The organism is Chitinibacter sp. FCG-7, assembly GCF_040047665.1.
Lineage (GTDB): Bacteria > Pseudomonadota > Gammaproteobacteria > Burkholderiales > Chitinibacteraceae > Chitinibacter > Chitinibacter mangrovi.
Window position 1 is genome coordinate 2,646,664 of record NZ_CP157355.1, and the last position, 24,885, is coordinate 2,671,548.

A 24,885-nucleotide genomic window follows, 5' to 3' on the forward strand; every position below is an offset into this window, starting at 1 on the left:
GCCACAATTGAGTCGCGTTCACCGTGTCTGGCCTGCTCGTTTGGTCATGTCCTGCCTGCTAATGCTGGTGATGATTGTCACCGCCACCGTGTTGCTTTCCATAGGCTGGGTGGGAACGCGCGATATTTTGCTCGATTCGGCCAGCCGTACCGCCAGAGATGCCGGACAAATTGTGTCGGAGCGTGCGCGCCGGATGATCGAGCCTGGCGCGGCCACTTTGCGCATTCTGGCTTTTGATCCGATTGTGTCGGCCAAGGTGCTGGATGAGCGCTTGAGCCGGATTGGCGTGTTTGCCGAAGAGCTGTCGGCCAATCCGCTGGTTTCTGCCATCTATATCGCGTACAGCAATGGTGATTTTTTGCTGGTACGCCCGCTCGATAGTCGCGAGCTTCGTCAGCGCTTTCAGGCGCCTGCCGAAGCCAATTTTCTGGTGCAAACCGTCACGCAGCGCGCCGACGGTAGCAGGGAAGGGGTTTTTTACTATTTCGACGCGGAAAACAAGCTGCAAATGCGTCGCCCGATGGCTGATTATCAGTTTGATCCGCGCGTCCGCCCCTGGTATGTCGCAGCCAAAGATACGATAGATACCGTCGTATCCAATCCCTATGTGTTTTTCTCCACTCGGCAGGTCGGCACCAGTATGTCCAAGCTGGCAAGCAATGGTGAAACCATCGTTGGCCTTGATATGGCGCTGGATGATCTGGCCGAAGGCTTGAGCGGGCTCAATATCACGCCGGGCACCGAGTTGGCGCTGCTCAATGCCGACGGACTGGTGATTGCTTATCAGGATATGAGCAAAGTGCTGGTGCAGCAGCCCAATACCGACACCATCCGCTTCAAAAGCATCAAAGAAATGGATGTGCCAGCCCTGGCCGCGTTGGAAGGTTCGGCGCAGATGGGGCAAGCGATGACCTACCATATCGGGGGCAAGGAATGGCTGGGGGTCTCGCTGCCGTTTGATGCGATTGAAGGCAGTGATCTGCACTTGCTGGTGGCTGCACCTGCCGATGAGTTGCTGGGTGATCTGCAGCGCAGCCGCAATCGCCTGATCCTGATTGCCATTGGTCTGATCGCTTTTTTCCTGCCCTTTGGCTGGCTAGCTGGCAATGCCATTGGCAAAAGTATGGAAAACATCGCCGAGCGGGCAAGGCGGATGATGAGCTTTGACTTTAGCCGCACGCAAAGCCCGCCACCACGGCTCAGGGAGGTAAAAACGCTTGGCGAAGTCATCGACAACGTCGGCAGCACGATAGAAGCCTTTTTGTCGATCAGCCGTGTACTTGGCGCCGAGCCGCGTATTGAAACCATGCTCGCGCAGGTTTTGAGCAAATTCATGACTGCGACGCGGTGCGATGCCGCAGCAGTCTATCTGGTGCAGCAAGACGCTGACACCCTGCTACGTGCTGCCGAGTGTGGCATCCCTGACTCGTTTGCCGATACGCTGGCGCATAGGCCATCGGATACGGGGCAGGATACCTATTGGCATGAAGGGCGGCTGATGCTGCAACTGCGGGGGCGAAGTGGGCGGCTGGAAGGCTTACTGGCACTGCGTTTGCCCGACGATCAGGAGCATGCCGCTGCCGAATTTATGTCATTTGCCAGCCGTTTGAGCGGCATGTTGGCAGTGGCGATTGAGACGCGGCAACTGATCGAGGCGCAAAAGAAATTATTCAACGCGGTGATTCGTGTGCTGGCCGATGCGATTGACGCCAAAAGCCCGTACACCGGCGGACATTGCGAGCGCGTGCCCGAGCTGGCGATGATGCTGGCCGATAAGCTGATCCAGGAAAACACCGGCAACTACGCTGCCTTCAGCCTCAATGAAGAAGAGCGCTATGCCTTCTACCTTGCCGCCTGGCTGCACGATTGCGGCAAAGTCACCAGCCCTGAGCACATTGTCGATAAAGCGACCAAACTTGAAGTAATTTACAACCGCATTCATGAAGTCCGCATGCGCTTTGAAGTGCTGTGGCGCGATGCCGAGCTCGATTGCGCTCGTGCGATTGCGCAAGGGGATGATGCGCTCGCCGCACAGGCGTCTTGTCTGGCCAGACAAGCACAGTTGCAGGCCGATTTTGCTTTTGTTGCCCAGTGCAATCAGGGCGGGGAATTTTTATCCGAGCAGGTGCTGGCGCGTTTGCAGCAGATCGGCTCGCAAACCTGGCTGCGCCACTTTGACGATAGCCTGGGCTTGTCGGCCGAAGAGCTGCAGCGGCTATCGCGTCATCGCCCAGCTTCTGCAGAGCTGCCAGCCAGCGAATACGTGCTGGCTGACAAACCTGAGCATCAGGTGGCTTGGGGCGAGCGCAAACCGCCTGTTGAGCGGGGCGATCCGCACAATGTGTACGGCTTTGACATGAAATTGCCCGCCAACCGGCAACATTTGGGCGAGTTGCACAATCTGGGCGTGCGGCGAGGCACTTTGACCGACGAAGACCGCTTTGCAATCAACGACCATATTGTGCAAACGCTGATCATGCTGAAAAAACTCCCCTGGCCCGCACATCTGGAGCGGGTGCCCGATATTGCTGCCAATCACCATGAAAAAATGGATGGCACGGGCTACCCACGGCGTATTGGCGGCGAGCAGCTGCAGCTGACCGACCGGATTATGGCGATTGCCGATATTTTTGAAGCACTCACGGCGGCAGACCGGCCTTACAAATCGGCCAAAAGCGTATCCGAGTCGCTGCGCATTATGGCTTTGATGGGCAAAGACCAGCATATTGACGCCCAATTGTTTGTCTATTTCCTACGCAGCCGTATCTGGTCTGATTATGCGCAGCGTTTTATGTCGCCCGCCCAGCTCGATGAGGTGGATGTGGAACAGCTGGTTCAGCTGGCCATGCCTCCCACCCATTGAAGCATCAATTTACCGCAAGCAAGGAACGCATAATGAATCAAACGCCGATGATGGAAAAACTGCCTGCCGCCTGCCGTGCGCTGCTCCAGAGGGTGGCACTGGCCTCGCTGCTAGCTTTTTTCGCGGCCAATACGGCCAGTGCGATGGACAAACCCGCAGGCAAAGTGATTTTGACAATCTCGGGCAAGGTGAGTAAACCCAATCAGGGCAAGCTGGCGCAGTTTGATTTGCGCATGCTCGAAGCCTTGCCGCAAGTCTCGCACACCGTCACCACGCCGTGGTATCCGCGCAAAGTGACTTTTCGCGGCCCCTTGCTGCGCGATGTGCTTAACGCTGCAGGTGGTAGCGGAACACGGATCAAGGCCATTGCCATCAATGATTATGCGGTTGAGATCCCGCTGAGCGATGCGCTGCAGCATGAGGTGATTCTGGCGCTGCGCCTCAATGGCAAGCCGATGGCTGCGCGCGACAAAGGCCCGATCTTTGTCATCTACCCCTACGACAAATTTGCGCCGGATGCTGTGCAGCGCTTTTATGATCGCTCGGTCTGGCAGCTCGATACGCTGCAGCTGGACTGAATTGCCTGCGCATTGCAAAACACCCCCAATTGCTGATAGCTCACCCATGCAGGTCGGGGTGAGTTGACATTCTGGCGCAACCGGCGGCTTTTACTATCTCTTTCCATCACCAGACTGGTGTTCAAATTCATGGATGATGGAGAGAGAAAATGCAGCAACTGAAAACGCCAACCCTGCTGGCACAATTAATCTGTCTGGCTTTGGGCGCGGGGCAAGCGATGGCCAGTGAGCCCTGGCAAGAAGGGGTGACGTATCCTGCTGGAAGCGTTGTCAGCTATGGTTCCCGTGAATATACCTCCCTAGTTACACATACCGCTTTTCAGGGCGCGAACTGGAATCCGGCCGCGACCCCCGTGCTGTGGCGCACCCTCGCTGGAACGCCGACCGTCTCGCCGAGCAACCAGCCGACCAGCCAGCCTAGCCTGACCCCTACGCCAACCCAAACTCCCGCAGCGGGCGAGTGCAGCCCACTCTGGCAAGCCGCAGCGGTCTACACCGCAGGCCAGCGCGTGCAGGTGCAAGGGGTGATTTATGAAGCCAAATGGTGGACGCGCGGCGATCAACCAGCCCAATCCGGCGAATGGGGCCCCTGGCGCAAACTGGGCGCGTGCGCAGTAGCGACCGCCACGCCAGCGCCTACACCTGTTATCACTCCAACAGTCTCACCAACAGCATCACCAAGCCCGACCCCGACCCCAAGTCCGATGGTGACTGCCACGCCTACCGCAGAGCCGACGTCGAGCCCAACGCCGAGTGCTACCCCAGCCAGCTTGCCGATGGCTTCGCTCACCCAAGGTCTGGTGCATTACTACCCGCTGGAGCAGAGCGCAAGCGATAGCGTCGCCGGTATTACCTTGCAAGCCGTGGGCCCGCAGCAGCGCGCCACGGGCCGCTTTGCCAATGGCGTGTTACTCGATGCCAAGCAGGGCGCAGCGCTCTTTTTGCCACGCGCTTTGAGTGGCACTTACACCATCGGTTTCTGGCTGCGCATGCCGGAAGACATGGGCAATAAGCTCGCCAGCATTCTGGCCAATAAAGACTGGGAAACCGGCCTCAACCCCGGGGTTTCGATTGGCCGCAATAATGATGGCCGGCTGAAAATCAATATTGGTGATGGCAGCAAGCGACTGGATGGCTATCTGCCGGGTGCGGGCAAAGGCTGGGCGTATATTGCGCTCACCGTCGATGAGCAGGCCAAAGTGCTGACTGCCGCCGCCACCGACGACAAAGGCTTTGTGAATCGCATCAAGCTCAATTTCGCGGCGCTGGGGAATATCTTGCCAAGCTTTAATCGCTGGGCGCTGAATGAAGATGCGCGCGGTGATTATTACAGCCGCTATCCGGCTGAACGTTTTGCGCTGGAATACGACGAGCTGGCGGTGTGGCAGCGCGCATTGTCAGATGCCGAAGTGCAAAGTCTGGCCAAGGCCGAAGCCCCGCTGGCGGTGTTGAAACCGCAGCCGACCACCTTGCCACCAAGCCCAACTCCGAGCGTGACCCCAAGCCCAACGGCCACCCCGCAGCCAAGCGTTACGCCGCAACCGACTGTCACGCCAAGCCCCGATCCACAGCAGCCACCTAGCGGCGCTGGCTTGCCAACCTTTAGCATCGCGCCATCACTGCAAGGCCCCGGCCCCGATCGCATGACGGTGATGTTTGAAAGCGCGCAAGTGCAGGGCGAAGTCTGGGTGCGCCCATTTGGCAGTGGCGAAGTTTTCCGCCGCTTTGCTGCGGTGCCTCATCCCAAAGACGCCACCGTGCAGCATGCGGCGCTCACCGAGCTCAAATCAAATACCCTGTATGAGTATTACGTGCGAACGCATAGCGCGGATGGCCTAACAGCCTATACATCACAGCGCTACGCCTTCAAAACCTGGCCCAAAGCGGGTGATGGCGTCGAGCAGGCCAAGTTTGTCCTGTTTAGCGATACCCAAGATGGCCGTGGCACGATCTTTACCGATATCGTGAACAAAGGCGTGATTCCGCTCGAATGTGAAAGCACCGATCCGGTGCAATGCAGCGAGAAAATCGCCGGCATTATCCACCATGGCGATATTGTGGCCAGTGGCGGTTCGCGCGATCAGTGGCGCAATCAGTTCTTTGGCCGCCTGCAGGCGCTCAGCCCGTATGTGCCGATTATTCCGGCACCGGGTAATCATGAATATTTCGCCGAAGAAATGGGCAACCCGGCCAAGGTCACTCAGCCAGATCTCAATAAGGCCATGCAAAGCTATCGCAAATACTTTGCTGGCGTGCCGGATAATGGCTCGGCGCTGTATCGCGGCTTCTGGTACAGCACCGATTATCTGGGCCTGAAACTGATTAGTCTGGATACCACACCGATTTCTGGCCGCCATGCCCATGGCAACTGGACGCCGATGTCGATGTATTGGGATCAATTCCGTGTGGCACAGCTCGATTGGTTTAAGCAGCAAATCGCCAGCGCCGAGCAGCAAGCCAAGCCGTATGTCTTCAGCATCAACCACGGCCCGTGTCTGTCGGAAAAATGGCGTAATGGCGAAGTGATGGCCACCTGCGAGTTTGTGTCCGAGCTGGAAGACTACAGCCGTCGCACGCAGGCCATCACCGGCAATCTGTTTGGCCACGTGCATAGCTATGCGCGCGGGCATTCGATGGATGTCAAACACCTGTGGCTGAATGCCGCTAGCGCCAGCGGCGGGCTGGAAGGCGGTGGTAATCAGGGCAGTGATGGCAAAGATCTCGATATCTTTACCATTACCCGCGATGAATTTGGCTACAACACGCTCAACTTCCGCTTCGGGCCGCAGCAAAGCCTGGCGGTGGTGCGCCGCTCCAGCGGGATTACCGGCACCAACACCGCCTTCCCGGTGACCGATCAGTTGCAGATTACCCAGCAGCCGCTGGTGGTGCCACCAAGCCTGCCGCAACGTGATCTGGGCGAAGTGGCGCTGGCCGATCTCACGCTGCAATTTGTGCCACCAGCAGGGCTGGATGGGCTGGAAGCGCATTGGCAGCTAGCGAAAAACGCCGACTTTAGCGACGCCTTTGACATCTGGGGCAATCAGACGCGCAGAGAAAACTGGTTCTACACCGGAACCACCGAAGCGAGCTTTGCCAATACCCGTGCCGGGAAGTCGATTAATGAGCTTGCACTTGCGAATGCCCTGCAAGCGCGCGAGATCTTGCAAGACGGCGGCAATGAAGCCTTCGAGCGCTGGTCGCTCTCCAAAGGCGTTAGTTGCACCACACTCACCGGCCCACGTGGCGGGCAGTGTACGCATTTATCGAGCTACGATCGCTTCGCCAGCAAACCAGCCGCCTTGCAGCTGGCCAGTGGTGAAACCTGGTACTACCGTGTGCGCGTGCGCGATAGCGGTCTGAACTGGACCCCGTGGAGCATGACGGGCAGCGTGAAAATCAAATAAGCCCCAGCCCACGGTACTGCCGTGGGCATAAATGGGCACTGCAGTACACCACGCCGGGCAATGCCCGGCGTTTGTTTTTGGGATTTGAGCGGTGTAATTGGGTAGGGCGAATGATGGGCAATACTGCAAGGTCTGCGCCGCGCCGATTGGGGTGCCAGGTGGGTGTGGTTTTAGGCTTTCGCCGTGACAGCGGCCTGTGGGAGCAACTGCAAAAAACTGCGAATTGCGCGCATTTCGGCGCGCTGGCGCAGCAGATATAGATATTCATGCACCGCCACCTGACTATCGCTGAGCTGCAGTGCGCGCAGGCGCGGATGTTCGCCCACTTCGCCGGCGGCCATCAAGGCCCAGCCCAAGCCTTGCGCCACCCCTTCGCGCACCGCTTCGCGGCTACCCAGCTGCAATCGGCGCTGCAGGCTGATTTGATGATCGGTCAGCAAGGCATCCACGGCCTGCTGGGTCACCGAGCCAGCCTCGCGAGTGAGCAGGGTCGCGCCTTGTAGCTGCTGGCAAGGCACTGAGCTCAGGTGAGCGAGCGGATCGCTACTGGGCACCAGCAAGACCAGCGGGCTAGTGGCCAGCGGGCGGCACATTAGCCGTGGATCATCCAGCGTTTGTGAGGTAACGGCCAGATCGACCTGATAGTTGAGTAGGGCATCGAGCATCACGGCCGAATTGCCAAACTGCACATCGACTTGTAGTGCCGGTTGGGCTTGGCGCAGGCGGGCAAGCAGCGGCAACAGATAAAACGGGCCGGTAGCGCCGATGCGTAATTGCCCGGCCTGGCGCTCGCTGTGTTGGCGCAGCTCGAATTCCAGATCGGCTTCCTGTTGCAGCAATTGCTCTACTTTCGGTAATAGGCTGGCGGCAGTGTCGGTAAGAATCAGTCTGCCATTGCGCCGCTCGAATAATTCCAGCTGAAAATGTTCCTCCAGCTTGCGCAACTGGCTGGTGATGCTGGGCTGGCTGATTTGCAAATGTCGCGCCGCCGCCATTACGCCGCCCTGGCGGGTGACTTCCAGAAAAATTCTGAGCCAGCTGGTGAGCATGGTTTCTCCTTGTTGATCGGGGCATCGTCTGTTGAATAGACTCACGCACAGACCTTGGCAGCATACGCAAGGCAAGCTACAGGCCGATTGCAGCCGCGACTTTAAAAATTCGTCTAGACGTAATGCCGCTGTAATGGAGCAATGCACATAATTGCGACGCTTAAATCCACTCCCTCAAGGAAAGCTGCGCAATGAAAAAACTAACTACTCTATCTCTGGCGCTCTCCGCGCTGCTGGCCTCAACGCTGACGCTGGCCAATACCACGCTGACGGTTTATACCGCGCTGGAAGCCGATCAGCTCAAGGCTTATCAAGCCAAGTTTGAAGAAGAAAACCCAGGCATTAAATTGAAATGGGTTCGTGATTCAACTGGCATTATCACTGCCAAATTGCTGGCTGAAAAAAGCAATCCGCAAGCGGATGTGGTGATGGGTCTGGCGGCATCTTCGCTGCTGGTGTTTGAAAAAGAAGGCATGTTGCAGCCTTATGCACCGAAAGGCGTGGAAAAGCTGAGTAAGCAATACGTCGATGACAGCAATCCGCCAGCCTGGGTGGGTATGGACGTGTGGGGCGCTACGGTGTGTTTTAACACCGTTGAAGCGGCCAAACTGGGTTTGAAAAAACCGGAAAGCTGGAAAGATCTGCTCAAGCCGGAATACAAAGGCAAGATCGTGATGCCAAACCCAGCTTCAAGCGGTACGGGTTACTTTGATGTGAGCGCATGGCTGCAGATTTTCGGTGAGAAAGAAGGCTGGGCGTATATGGATAAATTGCACGATAACATCGCGCAATATACCCATTCTGGCTCGAAACCTTGCAAACAGGCCGCAGCGGGTGAATTCCCGATTGGTATTGCGTTTGAATACCGTGCTGCCAAGCTCAAAGCCGAAGGTGCGCCAATTGATCTGGTCTTCCCGAAAGAAGGTTTGGGCTGGGATCTGGAAGCCACCTCGATTATGAAAGGTACCAAAAATCTGGACGCGGCGAAAAAGCTGGCCGATTGGGCGGCTTCCAAATCTGCGAACGAGTTGTATGAGAAAAACTTCGCCATCGTCGCGATGCCCGGCATTGCCAAGCCCAATAACTTTATCCCCGCTGACTACGAAAAACGCCTGATCAAGCAGGATCTGCGTTGGTCTGCGAGCAATCGCGACCGCATTCTGGCTGAATGGACCAAACGCTACGACAGCAAATCAGAAGCTAAAAAGTAATCGACCCACCTGATCGACTCGGTTGGCGATCCTGCTGGCCGAGTCTGGATAAAGCATGTTCCCCACAATTCAAACCCTGCCTGAACTAGAGCGCTGGTATGCCAACGCAGGCACGCAGCTCTATGGCGGCGAAGCGATTAGCCAGCTTGAGCATGCGCTGCAAAGCGCACATTTTGCGCAATTGGCCGGCGCCAGCCCGAGTTTAATCACTGCCGCTTTGCTGCACGACTTGGGGCATCTATTAGCCAATCAGCAAGACCACGATGTCGAGCAGGGGATTGATGATCACCATGAAGCGCTAGCAGTGACTGCGCTCAAGCCGCTATTTGGTCCTGCGGTGCTGATGCCGATTGCCCTGCACGTGGAAGCCAAACGCTATCTATGTGCAATTGAAGCCGATTATTTGGCGAGCTTATCGAGCGCGTCATTGCAATCATTACAGGTGCAAGGCGGCGTGATGAATCAGGCTGAAGTGGCCAAATTTGCCGCTCGCCCTTATGCCGCTGATGCCGTGCAGCTGCGCCGTTTTGACGATCAGGCCAAGGTAGTTGATTTGCCAACCTCTTCGCTCACCGATTACCTCTCTATTGCTGCCGCTGTGTCACTCACAGCGCAGAGCCCACTGTGAAATAGTGATATGCAAACTGAACTAGACCATCGAGAGCTGGACATCCGGCAATTGGGTAAATCTTTTGGTGCCTTTACGGCGCTGAAAAATATCGACCTGAGCGTCAACAAAGGCGAATTTGTCTGCCTGCTGGGCCCCTCGGGCTGCGGCAAAACCACTTTGTTGCGCATGATTGCAGGGCTAGAGCGCTGTGATCAGGGGCAAATTTTGCAAGCGGGCCGCGATATCACGCGTGCCAGCCCTGCGCAGCGCGACTATGGCATTGTGTTTCAGTCGTATGCCCTGTTTCCCAATCTGAATATTCGCGACAACATTGCCTATGGCTTGAAAGGTCGCCAAGAAGACAAACAACGCCGCGTTGATGAGCTACTTGAATTAATCGGCCTGCCCGGCTTAGATCGCAAATATCCGGCGCAAATCTCGGGTGGCCAGCAGCAACGTGTGGCGCTGGCACGTGCGCTGGCGACCTCACCAAGTCTGCTATTGCTTGATGAGCCTTTGTCGGCGCTCGACGCCCAAGTGCGTGAGCATTTACGCTTCGAGATCAAGGCATTGCAGCAACGTCTGAACGTGACCACCATCATGGTGACGCACGATCAGGAAGAGGCGCTGACGATGGCTGACCGCATTGTGGTAATGAATCACGGCGTGATCGAGCAAATCGGCACGCCTGAGCAAATCTACCAGCAGCCTGCCAGCCGCTTTGTCGCCAACTTTGTCGGGCACTGCAATTGGCTCAGCGCCACGGCCAGCGGCACGCGTAGCGTGACATTGGGGCAGGCTGATTTACTCACCGCGCCCGAGCAGAATTTGCGCGCAGGCGAGCCATGCGAGCTTTATATCCGCCCCGAAGACATCGAGCTGCTGCCCAGCTGGGAACCCGAATCGCACACCGCTTTAGGCAAGCTACTGCATCGTGAATTGATCGGCAGCATCTATCGGCTGCGTGTCGCTGTGGCGCAGTGGGGCGGCGTCGAGTTGCACATTGTCGCCACGCATAGGGAGATGGCCAATTTGCGCATCGATGATGGGCAACTGATTCCGGTACGGATTCCACCCGGGCGCTTGCGCAGTTTTGGCAGTGGGGCACGGGTATGAGCGCAGTAATCATCCAAGCGGCGCAACAACGCCCGCGCAGTGAAATCTTCGCCTGGGGTCTAGCTGGGCTGTGTGTACTAGCCTTGGCGATGATGCTGATTGGCCCGCTGGTGGCGATTTTAAGTCAGGCTTTTATTGACCCTGTCTCCGGCCAATGGGGCTGGCAGAGTATTGCTGCCAGTCTGGCTGCGCCGGGGATGTTGCAAAGCACGCTCAACAGCGTGCAGCTCGCCTTGGCCACCACGCTGATCGTGTTACCGCTGGCCTACCTCTATGCCGCCGCTCTGTGCCGTACCGCGATGCCCGGCAAAGGGCTAATGCGGATGCTGGCCTTGCTGCCATTGCTGGCGCCATCCTTATTGCCCGGGATTGCCTTGGTGTATTTGTTTGGCAATCAGGGCATTTTGAAATCGTGGTTTCCCGACGGCAGTATTTATGGCTTTTGGGGCATTGTGATTGCGCAGGTGTTTTACACCTTCCCGCATGCGCTGATGATCTTGCTCACCGCTTTGCGAGTGGCCGATGCGCGGCTGTATGAGGCTGCCACGGTATTGGGCGCGGGCAAAATCCGCCAATGGCTGACGGTCACACTGCCTAGCGTGCGTTACGGTTTGCTCTCGGCCGCCGTGGTGGTGTTTACACTGGTGGTGATTGATTTTGGCGCGGCCAAAGTGATCGGCGGGCAATTTAATGTGCTGGCGCTGGAGGCCTACAAGCAGGTGATTGGCCAGCAAAACTTTAGCCGTGGTGCGGTGATTGGCGTGCTGCTGTTGATCCCTGCATTACTGTCATTTGTGCTCGACCATCTGGCGCAGCGCAAACAGCAGGCCATGCTCGGCGCGCGCGCACAGCCTTTGGTCGTGCAGCGCCAGCCGCTGCGCGATGGCATCGCCTTGCTATTTTGTACGCTGGTCAGCGGCGCTTTGCTGGCGATTCTAGCGATGGCCGTAGCGGCGGCGTTTATCAAGCTGTGGCCGTATCAAATGCAATTCTCGCTCAATCACTTCAACTTTGACGACGTTGATGGTGGTGGCTGGGTAGCGTTTTATAACAGCTTGCTGATGTCGCTGGGCACTGCCGTGTTTGGCACGCTGCTGGTGTTTGTTGGCGCGTGGTTAACCGAAAAAGTGGCAGCGGCGCAGCCGTGGCGGCAGGCTTTGCACTTGCTGGCGATGTTGCCGATGGCGGTGCCCGGCTTGGTCTTGGGTCTAGGTTATGTGTTTTTCTTTAATCACCCGTCCAATCCGCTGCATGGCGTGTATGGCACGCTGGCGATCTTGGTGCTGTGCTCGATTGCGCATTTTTATACCACCGCGCATTTAACCGCAGTGACGGCGCTCAAGCAGCTCGATCGCGAGTTTGAAGCGGTAGCCGCTTCGCTCAAAGTACCGTTCTGGCTGACCGCCTGGCGCGTGACTTTGCCGGTGTGCCTGCCAGCAGTGCTCGACATCGCGCGCTATTTCTTTGTGGGCACGATGACGACGGTATCGGCGGTGGTGTTTATCTACACCCCCGACACGATGCTCGCTTCAGTCTCGGTACTGAATATGGACGACGCCGGTGATACCGCTGCGGCCGCCGCGATGGCCAGCCTGATTGTCGCCAGCTCGGCGCTTGCCTGCGCTGTCTTTGCGGTATTGAGTTGGCTACTGCAGCGCAAGAGCCAGCGCTGGCGTGATTAATACCTTGGTGTGTATATGCCTGCGATCCAGTATTGATATGTTTCCGATGGCAATACCCCTTATCAAGCGCAGCAATGCGCTTTTTAAGGAATTAAAAATTCATCTAGATGTATGAGGTTGATATGTTACAAGCTCCACTATTATTAACGCCCGGCCCATTGACCACGAGCCTGGCCACCCGTACCGCGATGCTGAAAGACTGGGGCTCGTGGGACAGCGATTTTAATGCGCTCACCGCCAGCGTCTGCACCGATCTGCTGGCGATTGCCCATGGTGGCGACAGCCATTGCTGCATTCCGCTACAAGGCTCGGGCACGTTTGCCGTTGAAGCGGCGATTGGCACCTTGCTGCCGCGCGACGGGCATATGCTGGTGCTGGCCAATGGCGCGTATGGCGAGCGCATGGCCAAAATCGTTAGCACGATGGGACGAAAAGTCAGCGTACTGCGCTGGCCCGACGGCACACCCGTTGACCCGATTGCCGTGCGCGCAGCGCTGAGTGCCGACGACAGCATCAGTCATGTTGGCGTGATTCATTGTGAAACGGGTACTGGTTTGCTCAATCCGCTCGATGCCATCGCCCAAACTGTGGCCGAGCTGGGGCGGGCTTTGATTGTCGATGCGATGTCGTCGTTTGGCGCACTTGATATTGATCTGCAATGCCAGCCGATCACCGCGGTGATTGCCGCTTCGGGTAAATGTCTGGAAGGTGTGCCGGGCATGGGTTTTGTCATCGCGCAGCGCGCAGCGATTGCGCTGGCCAAAGGCAATTCAAACTCACTGGCGCTGGATTTGGCTGATCAATATGACTACCTGCAGCGCACTGGCCAATGGCGCTTCACGCCGCCAACGCATGTGGTCGCTGCCCTGCGCGCCGCGCTGGATCAGTACTTGGCCGAAGGCGGCCGCCCGGCGCGGCTGGCACGCTATCAGGCCAATGCTGCAGTGTTGATGGGCCGCTTGCAAGCAGCGGGTTTGCGGCTGTTTTTACAGCCAGAACTACAAGCGCCGATCATCATGACTTTCTATGCCCCAGCGCATCCGGACTACCGTTTTGCGACGTTTTATCAAGCGATGCGCGAACGCGGCTTTTTGCTGTATCCGGGCAAACTCACCGAAGTGGAAACTTTCCGCGTTGGCTGCATTGGGGCGATTGAAGCTGCCGCTTTAGAGCAAGCCGCACACGCGATTATTGACGTGCTCAGCCAGCACGGCTGGTTGTGATGAACTCTTTAAACAGGATAAATACCATGCAAATTAAGCCACAACATCCTCAAAAATGCGGCCCACTTGAGGCGGTGATTTTCGACTGGGCTGGCACTGTACTTGATTTTGGTTCGTTCGCGCCAACGCAGGTTTTGGTTCAGGCCTTTAGCCAGATTGGCGTAGAGATCAGCTTGGCCGAGGCGCGCGTACCGATGGGCATGGCCAAATGGGATCACATCAAAGCGGTTGGGCAAATCCCGTCGGTGGCGGCGCGCTGGCAGGCCAAATTTGGCGGCCCGATGAGCGATGCCGATGTTGATCGCATCTACGCCTTGTTTATGCCATTGCAAATTGAGCAAGTAGGCCATTTTTCGCAACCGATTCGCGGTGCGATCGATACTATCGCGCAGCTTCGCGCTCAGGGTCTAAAAATTGGTAGCTGCACCGGCTACCCACGCGCGGTGATGACGCAGCTGATTCCGCTGGCAGCGCAAGCGGGCTTTAGCCCTGACCATATTGTGGCGGCCGATGATTTGGCAGCGGGCTCGCGCCCCGGGCCGTGGATGGCGCTGGCCAATGTGATTGCGCTGGGCATCGGCCAAGTGGCTGCTTGCGTTAAAGTCGATGACACCATCCCCGGCATTACTGAAGGCCTGAACGCCGGTATGTGGACGGTGGGGCTGGCCATCAGCGGCAATGAAGTTGGGCTAACGCAAGATGAATGGGATGCGCTGGACGCAGGCCAACAAGCGCAACGCCGCAGCGTGGCGAGTGAAAAACTGGCTCAAGCTGGTGCGCATTATGTGATTGATAGCATCGCTGATTTATTGCCGGTGATTGCCGATATCGAGGCACGCTTGGCGCGCGGTGAACGGCCATGAGTTTGCACGACGAGTTTCAGCCGTACTGGATGGCGCAAGCGCTGGCGCAGGAGCGATGCCAAGCCCCCAGCCATCGGGCACCACTGGCTGAAACGATCAACGCTGATGTGTGCATAGTCGGCGGCGGCTACACCGGGCTATGGACCGCGATCCAGCTCAAACAAGCCCAACCCGAATTAAATATTGTGATTCTGGAGAAAAACCTGTGCGGTAGCGGCGCGTCGGGGCGTAATGGCGGTTGCGTGCTGACTTTGGCGCCCAAATACCTGACTTTGCGGCGGCTGTTTGGCGAGGCAGAAGCAGTACGCATCGTCAAAGGATCGGAAGCGGCGGTCTTGGCGATGGCCGATTTTTGCCGCTCGCATCAGCTCGATGCCGAGTTGGAACTGGATGGTGCGGTGTATACCACAACCAATCAAGCCCAATTGGGCGCGATGGATGCGGTGCTGGCCGAGCTGGATGCGCAAGGCATCAATAGCTGGCGCAGCTTATCGGCCGCAGAACTCAAAGCTAAAACCGGCTCGGATGCGCATTTGACTGGCGAGTTTTCGCCGATTGCTGGCAGTGTGCAACCGGCGCTGCTGGTACGCGGCTTGGCGCGGATTGCCGAGCAGATGGGGGTACGGATTTATGAAAATACCCCAATGCTCCGCTTAGATTACGGCCAGCCTGCGCTACTACGAACGCCTGCTGGATCGGTGCGCGCTAGCAAAGTCGTGCTGGCGCTCAATGCGTGGATGGCCAGCCAATTTCGTCAGTTTGCGCGCAGCATCGCGCTGGTGTCATCCGATATGGTGATTACCGAGCCTTGCCCCGATCAATTGGCGCAACAAGGCCTCAACCATGGCGCGGCGGTGTGTGATTCGCGGATTTTTGTCCATTATTATCGCCGCACCCGCGATGGCCGCTTGATGCTGGGCAAAGGCGGCAATACCTTTGCTTTTGGAGGGCGCATGCTGGCGAGCTTTGATCAAGCCAGCCAATATGTACCGATGCTACGGCAAGCCATCCGGCGCTTTTTTCCAAAACTGGCCGATGTGTCCGTCGCTGCATCGTGGACTGGCGCTTCGGATCGTTCGGTGACAGGTTTGCCGTTTTTTGGTTATCTGGATAGGCAGCCGAATATTGTGTATGGCTTTGGTTATTCCGGTAATGGCGTGAGCACCTGCTATCTGGGCGGGCAGATTTTGGCCAGCATGGTGCGCGAGGAAGTCGAGGGCTGGCGCACTTGTGCTCTAGTCAGCGGCCCGCTGGGGCATTTTCCGCCAGAGCCGATTCGTTGGCTGGGCTCTATCCTGGTGCGCAACGCCATTCGTCGCAAAGAGGCCGCTGAGGATGCCGCCCTAGCGCCGCGCAAGCTGGATCAATGGTTGTCACGTTTTGCCGCTGCGGCCGGAAAAGCCGATCATTAGAAGTGTGTGTAGGGTATGTTGTTGCAGCCTATGAATCTATTTGCCTGTGGCGATATACCCTTTAGATTCTGTGAAATCCATTCGCTGTTCTGCCAAGATCTGCGCTTACTCGGGCTCGATCAAGAGTTGAATCGTATTGGCGGCAAAACGCGTAATGCCGTATTCGATCACCTGGCCAGCTTCATCCTGATACACGCTTTCAACGTATAAAATCGGCTGGGTTTTGGGCTGCGCCAGTTGGGCAGCGACTTCGGGGCGGGGCAGGCGGGCGGTGATGCGCGAGAGTTTGCGCGACACACTTTGCACGCCAGCGGCACGCAGCGCTTCGCTCATCACGCCATGTTGTCGCAACAACTCGGCAAACTGCGCAAAGCGCGGTAGCGGCAGATATTCGGTATTCACGCCAACAATTTGCTCGTCGGCATAATCAAGCGCGTCAATTTTCAGCACCTCGCTGCCTTCGGGTACTTCCAGCATTTTGCAGATTTCATCGTGCGCTAGCACCACCGAATGCTGCGTGATTTTGCTTTGCCCAGCCAGGCTTTGCGCCGCCAGACTGTGCGAAAAACGCGCTTTACGCCCCATCCGGTAGGCGATCAGGTCTTCCTGCACAAAAGTGCCGCGCCCTTGCTCGATGCGCACCAGCCCCAGATTTTCCAGCTCTTGCAACGCCCGCCGTACTGTATGGCGGTTCACCCCAAAACGCTCGGCCAGCACCGGCTCAATCGGCAACTGGCCGCAGAGTTGCTTATGGTGGATCTCATCCGCCAGCGTACTGCTGATTTGTTGCCATTTTGCTTGGGGTTTGCCGGACATTCGAGCCTGCCAGAGAAAGAAAGGCGTGATTATAGTGTCAATTGATGACGTCTAGATGATGTTAGAGCCGGGCTAATCGGCCACACGCCGTGCGCGCCACAAAACGCGTGAGCCGATCTTCAGCGTTTCAACTTCACCATTCGCCAGCAATTGCTGGAGCGCCATCTCGGTGATGGCTGCTGGCTCCTGGCTAGCCAGCCACCACGAATGAACACCCTCCAGCGTATCCGCCGCCTGCGGATGGCGCTGCAGATGCAGCCGGATCTGGTTCATCGCCAGCGTAATCATCGCGTTTGAGTCCATGATTTTGTGCCTGTCTGAAACAGTATTTTGCCGCATTTGAATACTACAAATGTGATTTTGTCTTTTTGAGTATTCGCTAGGCAAAATCATATGAGGGGGCGTGGGGTGTTGCAACGATAGCAATTGCTTGAACGGCGATTATGTTTCAATTTCCATGGAGAAGGGGGCTGTCAGCCATATGCAACAAGAGCTTGGTGCTTTGGGTTAGACTCTTGATTTGATTGGCGCACCCAGCAGGAATCGAACCTGCGACCTTCAGCTTCGGAAACTGACACTCTATCCAACTGAGCTATGGGTGCATCCGAGGAGGGCAGATAATAACTGCTTCCGCAGGGTACGTCTAGCTGGCGAATGCTTTGTGGTCGCTGCGATTATCGGTATAATTGCCGCACAGAAGCTGAATTAGGCTCACTTTTATAACGATTTCTACAAGGGATGACAGCATGAGCGGATCCAACGCAACTGCGTCGAAAGGTGTTGCTGGCATGGTGCTGGCGGCTTTGATTGGCGTGCCACTGATTGTTTACTTGCTGATCAAGCTGTTTACATCGGGCATGGATACCAATCTGACGAGTTCCACAATGACGGGTGAGGCGGTTTCGGCGCGCTTGCAGCCGGTTGGCGCTGTTAAAATTGTAGAAGGTGGTGCTCCGGGTTCACGCAGCGGCAAGAGCGTGTACGAAGGCGTGTGTATCTCCTGTCACGGCGCCGGCTTGGCTGGCGCACCTAAGTTTGGCGATGCGGCGGCCTGGACTGCGCGTCTTGCCCAAGGCTTTGAAACACTGAGCAAACACGCGATTGGCGGCTTTAACGCCATGCCAGCCAAAGGTGGCGCGGCTGATCTAACTGATGACGAAGTTAAACGTGCGGTGGCCTTTATGGGCAATGCAGCGGGTGGCAAATTTGAAGAGCCTGCCGTTGCTGGTGCAGCCGCTGGCGGTGCAATTGATCCAAATGTCAAAGGCAAGGAAATCTACGCTTCGGTGTGCATGGCCTGTCATGATTCCGGTGCTGCTGGCGCACCTAAATTTGGTGACAAGGCTGCGTGGGCGCCTCGTCTGAAAAATGGTGTAGACGCTGCGATTGCCAACGGTGTTAAAGGCATCAACGCGATGCCGGCCAAAGGTGGCTACAGCGGTTCTGATGATGAATTCAAAGCTGCTGCACTGTATATAATTAACGCAGCAAAATAATTAGTCGTTTATTTTGTTTGAATGAAAAACGCCACAGATTGTGGCGTTTTTTTATGCCTTGCCGCTGTGAAAGCCTCGGCGTTTTATTCCTTATCGAGTGTTTTGCTCAGATTGCGTGGTGTATCGACCTGGTTGCCACGGGCAATGGCGGTCAGGTAGCTGAGCAGCTGAAATGCAATTGTATACAGCACGGGGTTGAGCAGCGGCAGCTTGCGCGGCATACGGATGCAGTAAAAACCCTCCACCGAGCTTAAACCCACATCGCTTAGGACATAAATTTCACCCTGACGGGCTCGCACTTCCTGCAGATTGGCCAGCATTTTTTCGGCCATCAAGTCCCAGGGCAGGCAGGCCACCACCGGCACGGTGCGGTTGATCAGGGTGACGGGGCCGTGCTTGATTTCTCCGCCCGGATAGCCTTCGGCGTGGATATAGCTGACTTCCTTCATTTTTTGTGCCGCTTCCAGCGCAATCGGGAAATGCAAATTGCGCCCGATCAGAAACAGGTTTTCCACCTTAGCCAGCTGTTGCGCCCATTGTTTGAGCGCCTCTTCCAAATTCAGCACGGCGGCTACCGCATTGGGCAGGAAATTGAGCTCAGCTGCGGCGATACTGATATCAATCCGCTTGCCTGCCGCTAGCTTGAGTGCGACAAAATACAGGCACAGCAGCTGGGTAGAAAATGTTTTGGTCGAGGTTGCGCCCATTTCCTCACCGGCATATTGCATCAGCTGATACTTGGCCAGCTGGCTGAGGGTGCTGGCTGGATGGTTGGTGATGGCCAGCGTATCTTGATGCCCGGCCTGAATCGCGTGCCGCAAGGCCGCAATGGTATCGGCGGTTTCGCCCGATTGCGAAATGGCAATCACCAGCGTGTTGCGCTCGACAATCAGGTTGTGGTACCGATATTCGCTAGCGTATTCAACATGAACGGGTAATTGCGCAATCTGCTCGATCCAGAATCCCGCCGTTGCTGCTGCGTGATGGCTTGAGCCGCTGGCCAGCAATAACACCCGCTGGTACTGGTGTCCGGCCGCGAGCTGCTCCAGAAAGCCGGATAATTGTGCGTTTTGATAATGCTGGATCAGTTGCGCCAGCAGCAAGGGCTGTGCGGCAATATCGGCCTGCATATGGTAGTCAAAATGGCCTGCCGCATGGGCCGGCAGCGGGCTTTTTTTGCGCGGCTTGCCCTCGCTATCAAAGCAGGCAATATGCCGTGGATTGAGCTCGGCCATTTCACCGCATTCAAGCTCGATCAGTAGTGATGAGCGAGTGCGTATCAGTGCTGCGTCGCTGGCAAAGTGGCAGCCATCCTGGTTTTGCCCAATAAACAGGCTAGGGCCCAATGTGGCGCAATATAGATTGTCTGTACTGCTTTTCTTGATTGCGGCCAGCGCAAAATAGCCCCGGCATTCCTTAAGGGCCAGCTGAACGGCCAGCGCAAAATTTTTGTGGATGCGATCGTACCAGTCGATCAGCGCAGCGATGACTTCTTCGCTCTGCCCCAGATTGTGCGAGTAACCCAGCGAGGTCAGCTTGCTCATGATCTGTTCGGTATTTTCCAGATGCCCCAGCAGTGCGACGAGCACGCGCTCGCGAAACAGCGTCAGCCCCGAATCATGCGGGTTAAAACCCAGGCAGACCAAGCCCACAGGGTAAGTCCGGTTGGGGGCTGGATAGCGTTCTGCCTGCTGGATCAGGATTTCATCGTTAAAGGCGCAGACATGGGCAAAATGATACGGTTGATCTGGTAGCTGCGAGCAGCCTTCTTGCAGAAGGGCGTTGGCGTCGCTGCTGGCAATGGCTCCGAGCAAAATATTCATCGTAGTGTGCTTTGTATTCAGGATATCTTTATCCTAGCTGTCAGCGAGCCGACTTGAAAGCTGGCTTTCTGGGCGATGATCTTGCTGCGGCTTATTTTGTGCACGGCCGCATGATAGCCAAGGCCAAAAAATTGCTGCTGAGGTAGAATAGCGGCCTTTAGAATTAGCCCCAAGTGCGCCTGTGGTATTGAAATGGCGGCTGGATAGACTGCGAGATTGTTGATGGCCAAAGCAGCGAAAGCGAATTTACCTGAAAGCTATGAGGCTGGCGTTGCCGAGCTTGATGCGCTGATTTTACAAATGGAAGCGGGCCAGATGCCGCTGGAAGAGAGTCTGGCTGCGTATCAGCGTGGTACCGAGCTGCTGCGCTTTTGCGAGAGCAAGCTGGCTGCCGCTGAGCAACAGGTCAAGATTCTTGAGGCTGGCGAATTGAAAGCTATGCCGGAAGCGGGGGCTTAAATGACAGCAGTGATCGATTTTAAAGATTGGATGACACAGGTGCAGGCGCAAATGGAAGGCGCGCTGGCGCATTATCTGCCTGCCAGCACGCATATTCCGGAGCGTTTGCACGATGCGATGCGCTATAGCGTGCTCGATGGTGGCAAGCGCGTTCGCCCCTTGCTGGTGTTTGCTGCCGGGCAGGTGGTCGATGCCGATCCGCTGCGCCTGCAAGCCGTTGGCGCGGCACTGGAAATGATCCACGCCTACTCGCTGGTGCACGACGATATGCCAGCGATGGACAATGATGTATTGCGCCGTGGCAAACCTACCGTTCACGTGGCTTTTGGCGAAGCCACGGCCTTGCTGGCGGGTGATGCGCTGCAAACTGCAGCGTTTGATGTACTGAGTGCCAGCACTTTGGCCGATCAGCCTGGCGATCAATTGAAAATGGTCAATATCTTGGCGCGCGCTTCAGGTAGTCTGGGCATGTGCGGCGGGCAGGGGATTGATCTGTATAGCGTGGGTCAGGAGTTGACGTTGCCCGAGCTTGAGCGCATGCATATTCTGAAAACCGGCGCGCTGATCCGCGCTGCCGTGCTGCTGGGCTCCTACTGCGGCACAAGCTTGAGCGAGGACGCGCGTAACGGGCTGGATCATTACGCCAAATGCATCGGGCTGGCGTTTCAGGTGGTTGATGATATTCTCGATTGCGAAGCTGACTCTGCCACTTTGGGTAAAACCGCGGGTAAGGATGTGGCCAATAACAAGCCCACATATGTCGCCTTATTGGGTATGAAAGGCGCCAAAGAGAAAGCCGAAGAATTGAAGCAGGCGGCTTTTGCCGCGCTGGCTCCATTTGGCGATAAAGCCCAGTTACTGCATGCCCTTGCTGGGTATATCGTTGATCGCAAATACTGATAATCTCCGCAGGGATATACCCCTGTGGATGGGATGATAGATTCATGACTTGCCCCGTAAAATATCCCTTACTCGACACCATCGACTGTCCTGCCGATTTGCGCCAGATCGAGCGCAAAGATTTGCCGCAAGTGGCGCAGGAAGTACGGCAATTTCTGCTCGACTCGGTGAGCCAGACTGGCGGCCATTTCGCCTCGAATCTGGGCGCAGTCGAGCTGACTGTGGCGCTGCATTATGTGTTCGATACACCGCACGATAGGCTCGTGTGGGACGTGGGCCATCAAAGCTATCCGCATAAAATCCTCACTGGCCGCAAAAACCGCATGCACACCATGCGCCAGAAAGGCGGTTTGGCAGGCTTTCCCAAGCGTGATGAATCGGAATACGACACCTTTGGTGTTGGACACTCGTCAACGTCAATTGGCGCGGCGCTGGGCATGGCCGAAGCGGCGCTGCTCAAAGGCGAGAAACGCAAAGCGATTGCTGTCATTGGCGACGGTGCCATGACAGCAGGGCAGGCGATTGAGGCGCTGTTTAACGCGGGCCACCGTGATCTGACCGATCTGCTGGTGATTTTGAACGACAACGAAATGTCGATCTCACCGAATGTGGGCGCGTTTAATAATTATCTGGCCAAACTCTTGTCGGGTAAATTCTACAACGGTATCCGCAGTGCTTCGGGCAAGGTGCTCGATGCGATGCCGCCGCTCAAAGAGCTGGCGAAAAAAGGCGAAGAAAGCGTCAAAGGCTTTCTAACGCCAGGCACGCTGTTTGAAGAAATCGGCTTTAACTATATCGGCCCGATTGATGGCCACGATATGGAAACGCTGGTTGCAACTTTATCGAATATCAAATCACTACGCGGCCCGCAGTTTTTGCATGTGGTCACCAAGAAAGGCAATGGCTATAAGCTGGCGGTGGCCGACCCGGTGAAATATCACGCTGTGACGCCATTTACGCCGGAAGACGGCATGGCCGCAGGCAAAAGTAGCGGCAAGCCCAGCTTTACTCAGGTGTTTGGCGATTGGCTCTGTGATATGGCCAAAATCGACGACAAACTGGTCGGCATTACGCCCGCAATGCGCGAAGGTAGCGGCATGGTGCGCTTTCATGCCGAGCATCCAGATCGCTATTTCGACGTCGGCATTGCCGAGCAGCACGCGGTGACCTTTGCCGGTGGCTTGGCCTGTGAGGGGCTAAAACCCGTGGTGGCGATTTATTCGACCTTCCTGCAGCGCGCGTATGACCAGCTGATTCACGATGTGGCGCTGCAAAATCTGGACGTGACCTTCGCGATTGACCGCGCGGGTCTGGTGGGTGCCGATGGCCCAACGCACGCGGGCAGCTTTGATCTGTCTTACCTGCGCTGTATTCCGAATGTGGCGATTCTGGCGCCGGGCGACGAAAATGAATGCCGCCAGATGCTGTACACCGCCTACCAGCATGCCGGCCCGGCCTGTGTACGCTACCCGCGCGGTAGCGGGATGGGCGTTGCGGTGGACGCAAGCATGACTTTGCTACCGTGGGGCAAAGGCGAAATTCGCCGCTCTGCGGCCGAGCAGCAAGGCAAACAAGTCGCCATTCTGGCTTTTGGCACGGTGCTTGAACCAGCGCTGAAAGCCGCTGAAGCGTTGAGTGAAACCGATGTCTTGAGCGTGACAGTAGCCAATATGCGCTTTATCAAGCCGCTTGATACTGCGCTGGTGCTGGAGCTGGCCGCAAGCCATGATTTGATGGTCACCGTTGAAGACAATGCCATCATGGGCGGCGCTGGCAGCGCGGTGATCGAAGCCATGATGGCTGCGGGCGTCTGTAAACCGCTGCTGCAGCTGGGGCTGCCCGATAGCTATGTTGAACACGGCGAACAAAAACAGATCCTGGCCGAATGTGGTCTGGATGCTGCGGGCATCAAAGGGAGCATAGCGCTCAAGCTGCAAAGTCTTTAAAAGCCTGCTTGTGGTATGCTGCAAAAGCCAGATTCTTCTGGCTTTTTGCGTCTTCAGGGCGGGGTGAAATTCCCCACCGGCGGTAAATCGTAACGATGAGCCCGCGAGCGCCTGCAAGCTTCCCGCCTGCAGGGTCAGCAGATCAGGTGAAATGCCTGAGCCGACGGTATAGTCCGGATGAGAGAAGACATGCAGCGTATCCATTCTTGCAATGAGTGCGCTGTTTTCGCTTGCGCTTTGCGTAGAGTGCCCTGAACGCTTTCTTGCCCACTACAAGGAGCGTTTTACATGAACGAAATTACCTCAACGTTTACTAGCTTTTCCAGTTCCAGTTCCAGTTCCAGCGCGGAGTTGCGTGTCAATCAGGCCATTCTGGCGTTTCAATCGGCTCGCCCGGTGATTTTGCTCGACGATCTGGATAGGGAAAACGAAGCCGATCTGATATGCCCGGCCAGCACCTTAAGCCATGCGATTATGGCCATGCTGATCCGTGATTGCAGCGGCATCGTGTGTTTATGCCTGACGCCGGAGCGCGCCAGACAACTGGATCTGCCACCAATGGTCAGCCACAACCAGAGCCGCTACGGCACAGCCTTCACTGTTTCAATCGAAGCGCGTGAAGGCGTGACAACGGGGGTATCTGCTGCTGATAGGCTAGCAACCATTGCTGCAGCCATACACCCCGATGCAGTACCTGCGGACCTGGCTCGGCCTGGTCATGTTTTTCCGCTGATTGCCCACCCAGTAGGCGTGCAGGGGCGGCGCGGACATACCGAAGGGGCGATTGAGCTAAGCCGGCTGGCCGGATGTGGCGATGCAGCGGTGCTGTGCGAATTGATGCAGCCTGATGGCACCATGATGCGGGGCGAGGCGTTGCTTGAGTTTGCCCGCCAGCATCAGCTGTGCATGCTGTCGATTGACGATCTGGTGCAGGTCTCTCGCGTTGCCGCGATGAGTATTTAAAGCTAGGCAGCCAGTGCCTGAGGCTGGGCACTGGCTGTTTTTCAAGCCTGTCCGCTTGGTATCAGGTCGGTTTAGCCAAATTGAAAGTGCTTACGCAATGGTGCAGTAATCTGCCATGTGCAGCTCATTCCGGCTGGAAAAGTCGCTAGGTCACCAGCATACATCGTCACCGGCTTGCCACCGTTCGGCGTCACAATTACTTCCCCTTCGATCAGCCAACAGGTTTCGCTGCAGTCATAGGTCCATGGAAAAGTAGACACCTCTTTTTCCCAGACTGGCCAGCGCTTGATGCCCAGCTCGGTTTGGCGCTCGGCGCTGATGGCGCGTTCAATGTGAATACGGTGCATGGCGTAATCCCTATAGTTTTTACCGATGATAGCCATAGTTTACTTTACCGCTTATCGCTGATGGTGAGTTGGCTCTTGTCAGTGCCAATGTTTTTGAAGATAATGAGAACGGATATTAATT

The 24,885-nt window shown here is 56.5% G+C and carries 20 protein-coding genes, 1 tRNA gene and 1 riboswitch; of the genes, 15 read left to right on the forward strand and 6 right to left on the reverse strand.

The features are described from left to right. Nucleotides 1-7 precede the first annotated feature (7 nt). From ABHF33_RS12500 to ABHF33_RS12510, 3 genes are all read left to right on the forward strand, one after another. Nucleotides 8-2,863 (forward strand): HD domain-containing phosphohydrolase, encoded by a 2,856-nt coding sequence (locus ABHF33_RS12500; RefSeq protein ID WP_348944261.1) that lies wholly within the window; start codon nucleotides 8-10, stop codon nucleotides 2,861-2,863. Nucleotides 2,864-2,895: 32 nt separating this feature from the next. Beyond that, nucleotides 2,896-3,441 (forward strand): molybdopterin-dependent oxidoreductase, encoded by a 546-nt coding sequence (locus ABHF33_RS12505; protein WP_348944262.1) that lies wholly within the window; start codon nucleotides 2,896-2,898, stop codon nucleotides 3,439-3,441. Nucleotides 3,442-3,590: 149 nt separating this feature from the next. After that, nucleotides 3,591-6,848: a carbohydrate-binding protein gene (locus ABHF33_RS12510; protein ID WP_348944263.1), complete on the forward strand. Its 3,258-nt coding sequence runs from the start codon at nucleotides 3,591-3,593 to the stop codon at nucleotides 6,846-6,848. Nucleotides 6,849-7,018: 170 nt separating this feature from the next. Here the strand turns inward: ABHF33_RS12510 and ABHF33_RS12515 are convergent, their stop codons facing one another. After that, a complete protein-coding gene (locus tag ABHF33_RS12515) occupies nucleotides 7,019-7,897 on the reverse strand; it encodes a LysR family transcriptional regulator (RefSeq protein ID WP_348944264.1) in 879 nt (292 codons plus the stop codon). A gap of 191 nt (nucleotides 7,898-8,088) precedes the next feature. On the opposite strand from ABHF33_RS12515, the gene ABHF33_RS12520 reads away from it, so the two are divergent. The 7 genes from ABHF33_RS12520 to ABHF33_RS12550 all read left to right on the forward strand — a co-directional run bounded on the left by ABHF33_RS12520 (nucleotide 8,089) and on the right by ABHF33_RS12550 (nucleotide 16,014). After that, nucleotides 8,089-9,108: a putative 2-aminoethylphosphonate ABC transporter substrate-binding protein gene (locus ABHF33_RS12520; protein ID WP_348944265.1), complete on the forward strand. Its 1,020-nt coding sequence runs from the start codon at nucleotides 8,089-8,091 to the stop codon at nucleotides 9,106-9,108. A gap of 55 nt (nucleotides 9,109-9,163) precedes the next feature. Further along, nucleotides 9,164-9,736, forward strand: a complete 573-nt coding sequence (locus ABHF33_RS12525) for a phosphonate degradation HD-domain oxygenase (RefSeq protein WP_348944266.1) — start codon at nucleotides 9,164-9,166, stop codon at nucleotides 9,734-9,736. 9 nt (nucleotides 9,737-9,745) lie between these two features. Then, nucleotides 9,746-10,834 (forward strand): putative 2-aminoethylphosphonate ABC transporter ATP-binding protein, encoded by a 1,089-nt coding sequence (locus ABHF33_RS12530; RefSeq protein WP_348944267.1) that lies wholly within the window; start codon nucleotides 9,746-9,748, stop codon nucleotides 10,832-10,834. After that, nucleotides 10,831-12,516: a putative 2-aminoethylphosphonate ABC transporter permease subunit gene (locus ABHF33_RS12535; RefSeq protein WP_348944268.1), complete on the forward strand. Its 1,686-nt coding sequence runs from the start codon at nucleotides 10,831-10,833 to the stop codon at nucleotides 12,514-12,516. The genes ABHF33_RS12530 and ABHF33_RS12535 overlap by 4 nt, the downstream gene beginning before the upstream one ends. 122 nt (nucleotides 12,517-12,638) lie before the next feature. Further along, nucleotides 12,639-13,739, forward strand: coding sequence for a 2-aminoethylphosphonate--pyruvate transaminase (locus tag ABHF33_RS12540; protein ID WP_348944269.1), 1,101 nt, complete (start codon nucleotides 12,639-12,641; stop codon nucleotides 13,737-13,739). A 26-nt stretch (nucleotides 13,740-13,765) separates the two neighbouring features. Further along, nucleotides 13,766-14,602 (forward strand): phosphonoacetaldehyde hydrolase, encoded by an 837-nt coding sequence (gene phnX, locus ABHF33_RS12545; RefSeq protein WP_348944270.1) that lies wholly within the window; start codon nucleotides 13,766-13,768, stop codon nucleotides 14,600-14,602. Next, the gene (locus ABHF33_RS12550; protein ID WP_348944271.1) at nucleotides 14,599-16,014 is read left to right on the forward strand and encodes an FAD-dependent oxidoreductase; all 1,416 of its coding nucleotides are present in this window, start codon (nucleotides 14,599-14,601) and stop codon (nucleotides 16,012-16,014) included. The genes phnX and ABHF33_RS12550 overlap by 4 nt, the downstream gene beginning before the upstream one ends. A gap of 105 nt (nucleotides 16,015-16,119) precedes the next feature. On the opposite strand, the gene phnF is transcribed toward ABHF33_RS12550, so the two are convergent. From phnF to ABHF33_RS12565, 3 genes are all read right to left on the reverse strand, one after another. After that, nucleotides 16,120-16,830, reverse strand: a complete 711-nt coding sequence (phnF, locus tag ABHF33_RS12555) for a phosphonate metabolism transcriptional regulator PhnF (protein ID WP_348944272.1) — start codon at nucleotides 16,828-16,830, stop codon at nucleotides 16,120-16,122. A gap of 72 nt (nucleotides 16,831-16,902) precedes the next feature. Then, a complete protein-coding gene (locus ABHF33_RS12560; protein ID WP_348944273.1) occupies nucleotides 16,903-17,133 on the reverse strand; it encodes a hypothetical protein in 231 nt (76 codons plus the stop codon). 222 nt (nucleotides 17,134-17,355) lie between these two features. Next, nucleotides 17,356-17,432, reverse strand: a tRNA-Arg gene (locus ABHF33_RS12565). A 144-nt stretch (nucleotides 17,433-17,576) separates the two neighbouring features. Here ABHF33_RS12565 and ABHF33_RS12570 point away from each other — a divergent pair. Continuing rightward, nucleotides 17,577-18,326 carry a c-type cytochrome gene (locus ABHF33_RS12570; RefSeq protein ID WP_348944274.1) on the forward strand — a complete coding sequence of 250 codons (750 nt, stop codon included), beginning with the start codon at nucleotides 17,577-17,579 and terminating at the stop codon, nucleotides 18,324-18,326. Between the two features lie 83 nt (nucleotides 18,327-18,409). On the opposite strand, the gene glmS is transcribed toward ABHF33_RS12570, so the two are convergent. Next, nucleotides 18,410-20,149, reverse strand: a complete 1,740-nt coding sequence (gene glmS, locus ABHF33_RS12575; RefSeq protein ID WP_348944275.1) for a glutamine--fructose-6-phosphate transaminase (isomerizing) — start codon at nucleotides 20,147-20,149, stop codon at nucleotides 18,410-18,412. A gap of 222 nt (nucleotides 20,150-20,371) precedes the next feature. Here glmS and ABHF33_RS12580 point away from each other — a divergent pair, with 222 nt between their 5' ends. From ABHF33_RS12580 to ribB, 4 genes are all read left to right on the forward strand, one after another. Beyond that, a complete protein-coding gene (locus tag ABHF33_RS12580) occupies nucleotides 20,372-20,608 on the forward strand; it encodes an exodeoxyribonuclease VII small subunit (RefSeq protein WP_348944276.1) in 237 nt (78 codons plus the stop codon). Next, nucleotides 20,609-21,508 (forward strand): polyprenyl synthetase family protein, encoded by a 900-nt coding sequence (locus ABHF33_RS12585; RefSeq protein ID WP_348944277.1) that lies wholly within the window; start codon nucleotides 20,609-20,611, stop codon nucleotides 21,506-21,508. A gap of 44 nt (nucleotides 21,509-21,552) precedes the next feature. Continuing rightward, complete coding sequence (gene dxs, locus ABHF33_RS12590; protein WP_348944278.1) at nucleotides 21,553-23,454, forward strand: 1-deoxy-D-xylulose-5-phosphate synthase; 1,902 nt, start codon at nucleotides 21,553-21,555, stop codon at nucleotides 23,452-23,454. 45 nt (nucleotides 23,455-23,499) lie between these two features. Continuing rightward, a riboswitch (FMN riboswitch) is annotated at nucleotides 23,500-23,647 on the forward strand. A 95-nt stretch (nucleotides 23,648-23,742) separates the two neighbouring features. After that, nucleotides 23,743-24,417 (forward strand): 3,4-dihydroxy-2-butanone-4-phosphate synthase, encoded by a 675-nt coding sequence (gene ribB / locus ABHF33_RS12595; RefSeq protein WP_348944279.1) that lies wholly within the window; start codon nucleotides 23,743-23,745, stop codon nucleotides 24,415-24,417. 71 nt (nucleotides 24,418-24,488) lie between these two features. Here ribB and ABHF33_RS12600 read toward each other — a convergent pair whose 3' ends face one another. Continuing rightward, nucleotides 24,489-24,764 carry a cupin domain-containing protein gene (locus ABHF33_RS12600; protein ID WP_348944280.1) on the reverse strand — a complete coding sequence of 92 codons (276 nt, stop codon included), beginning with the start codon at nucleotides 24,762-24,764 and terminating at the stop codon, nucleotides 24,489-24,491. Nucleotides 24,765-24,885 lie beyond the last annotated feature (121 nt).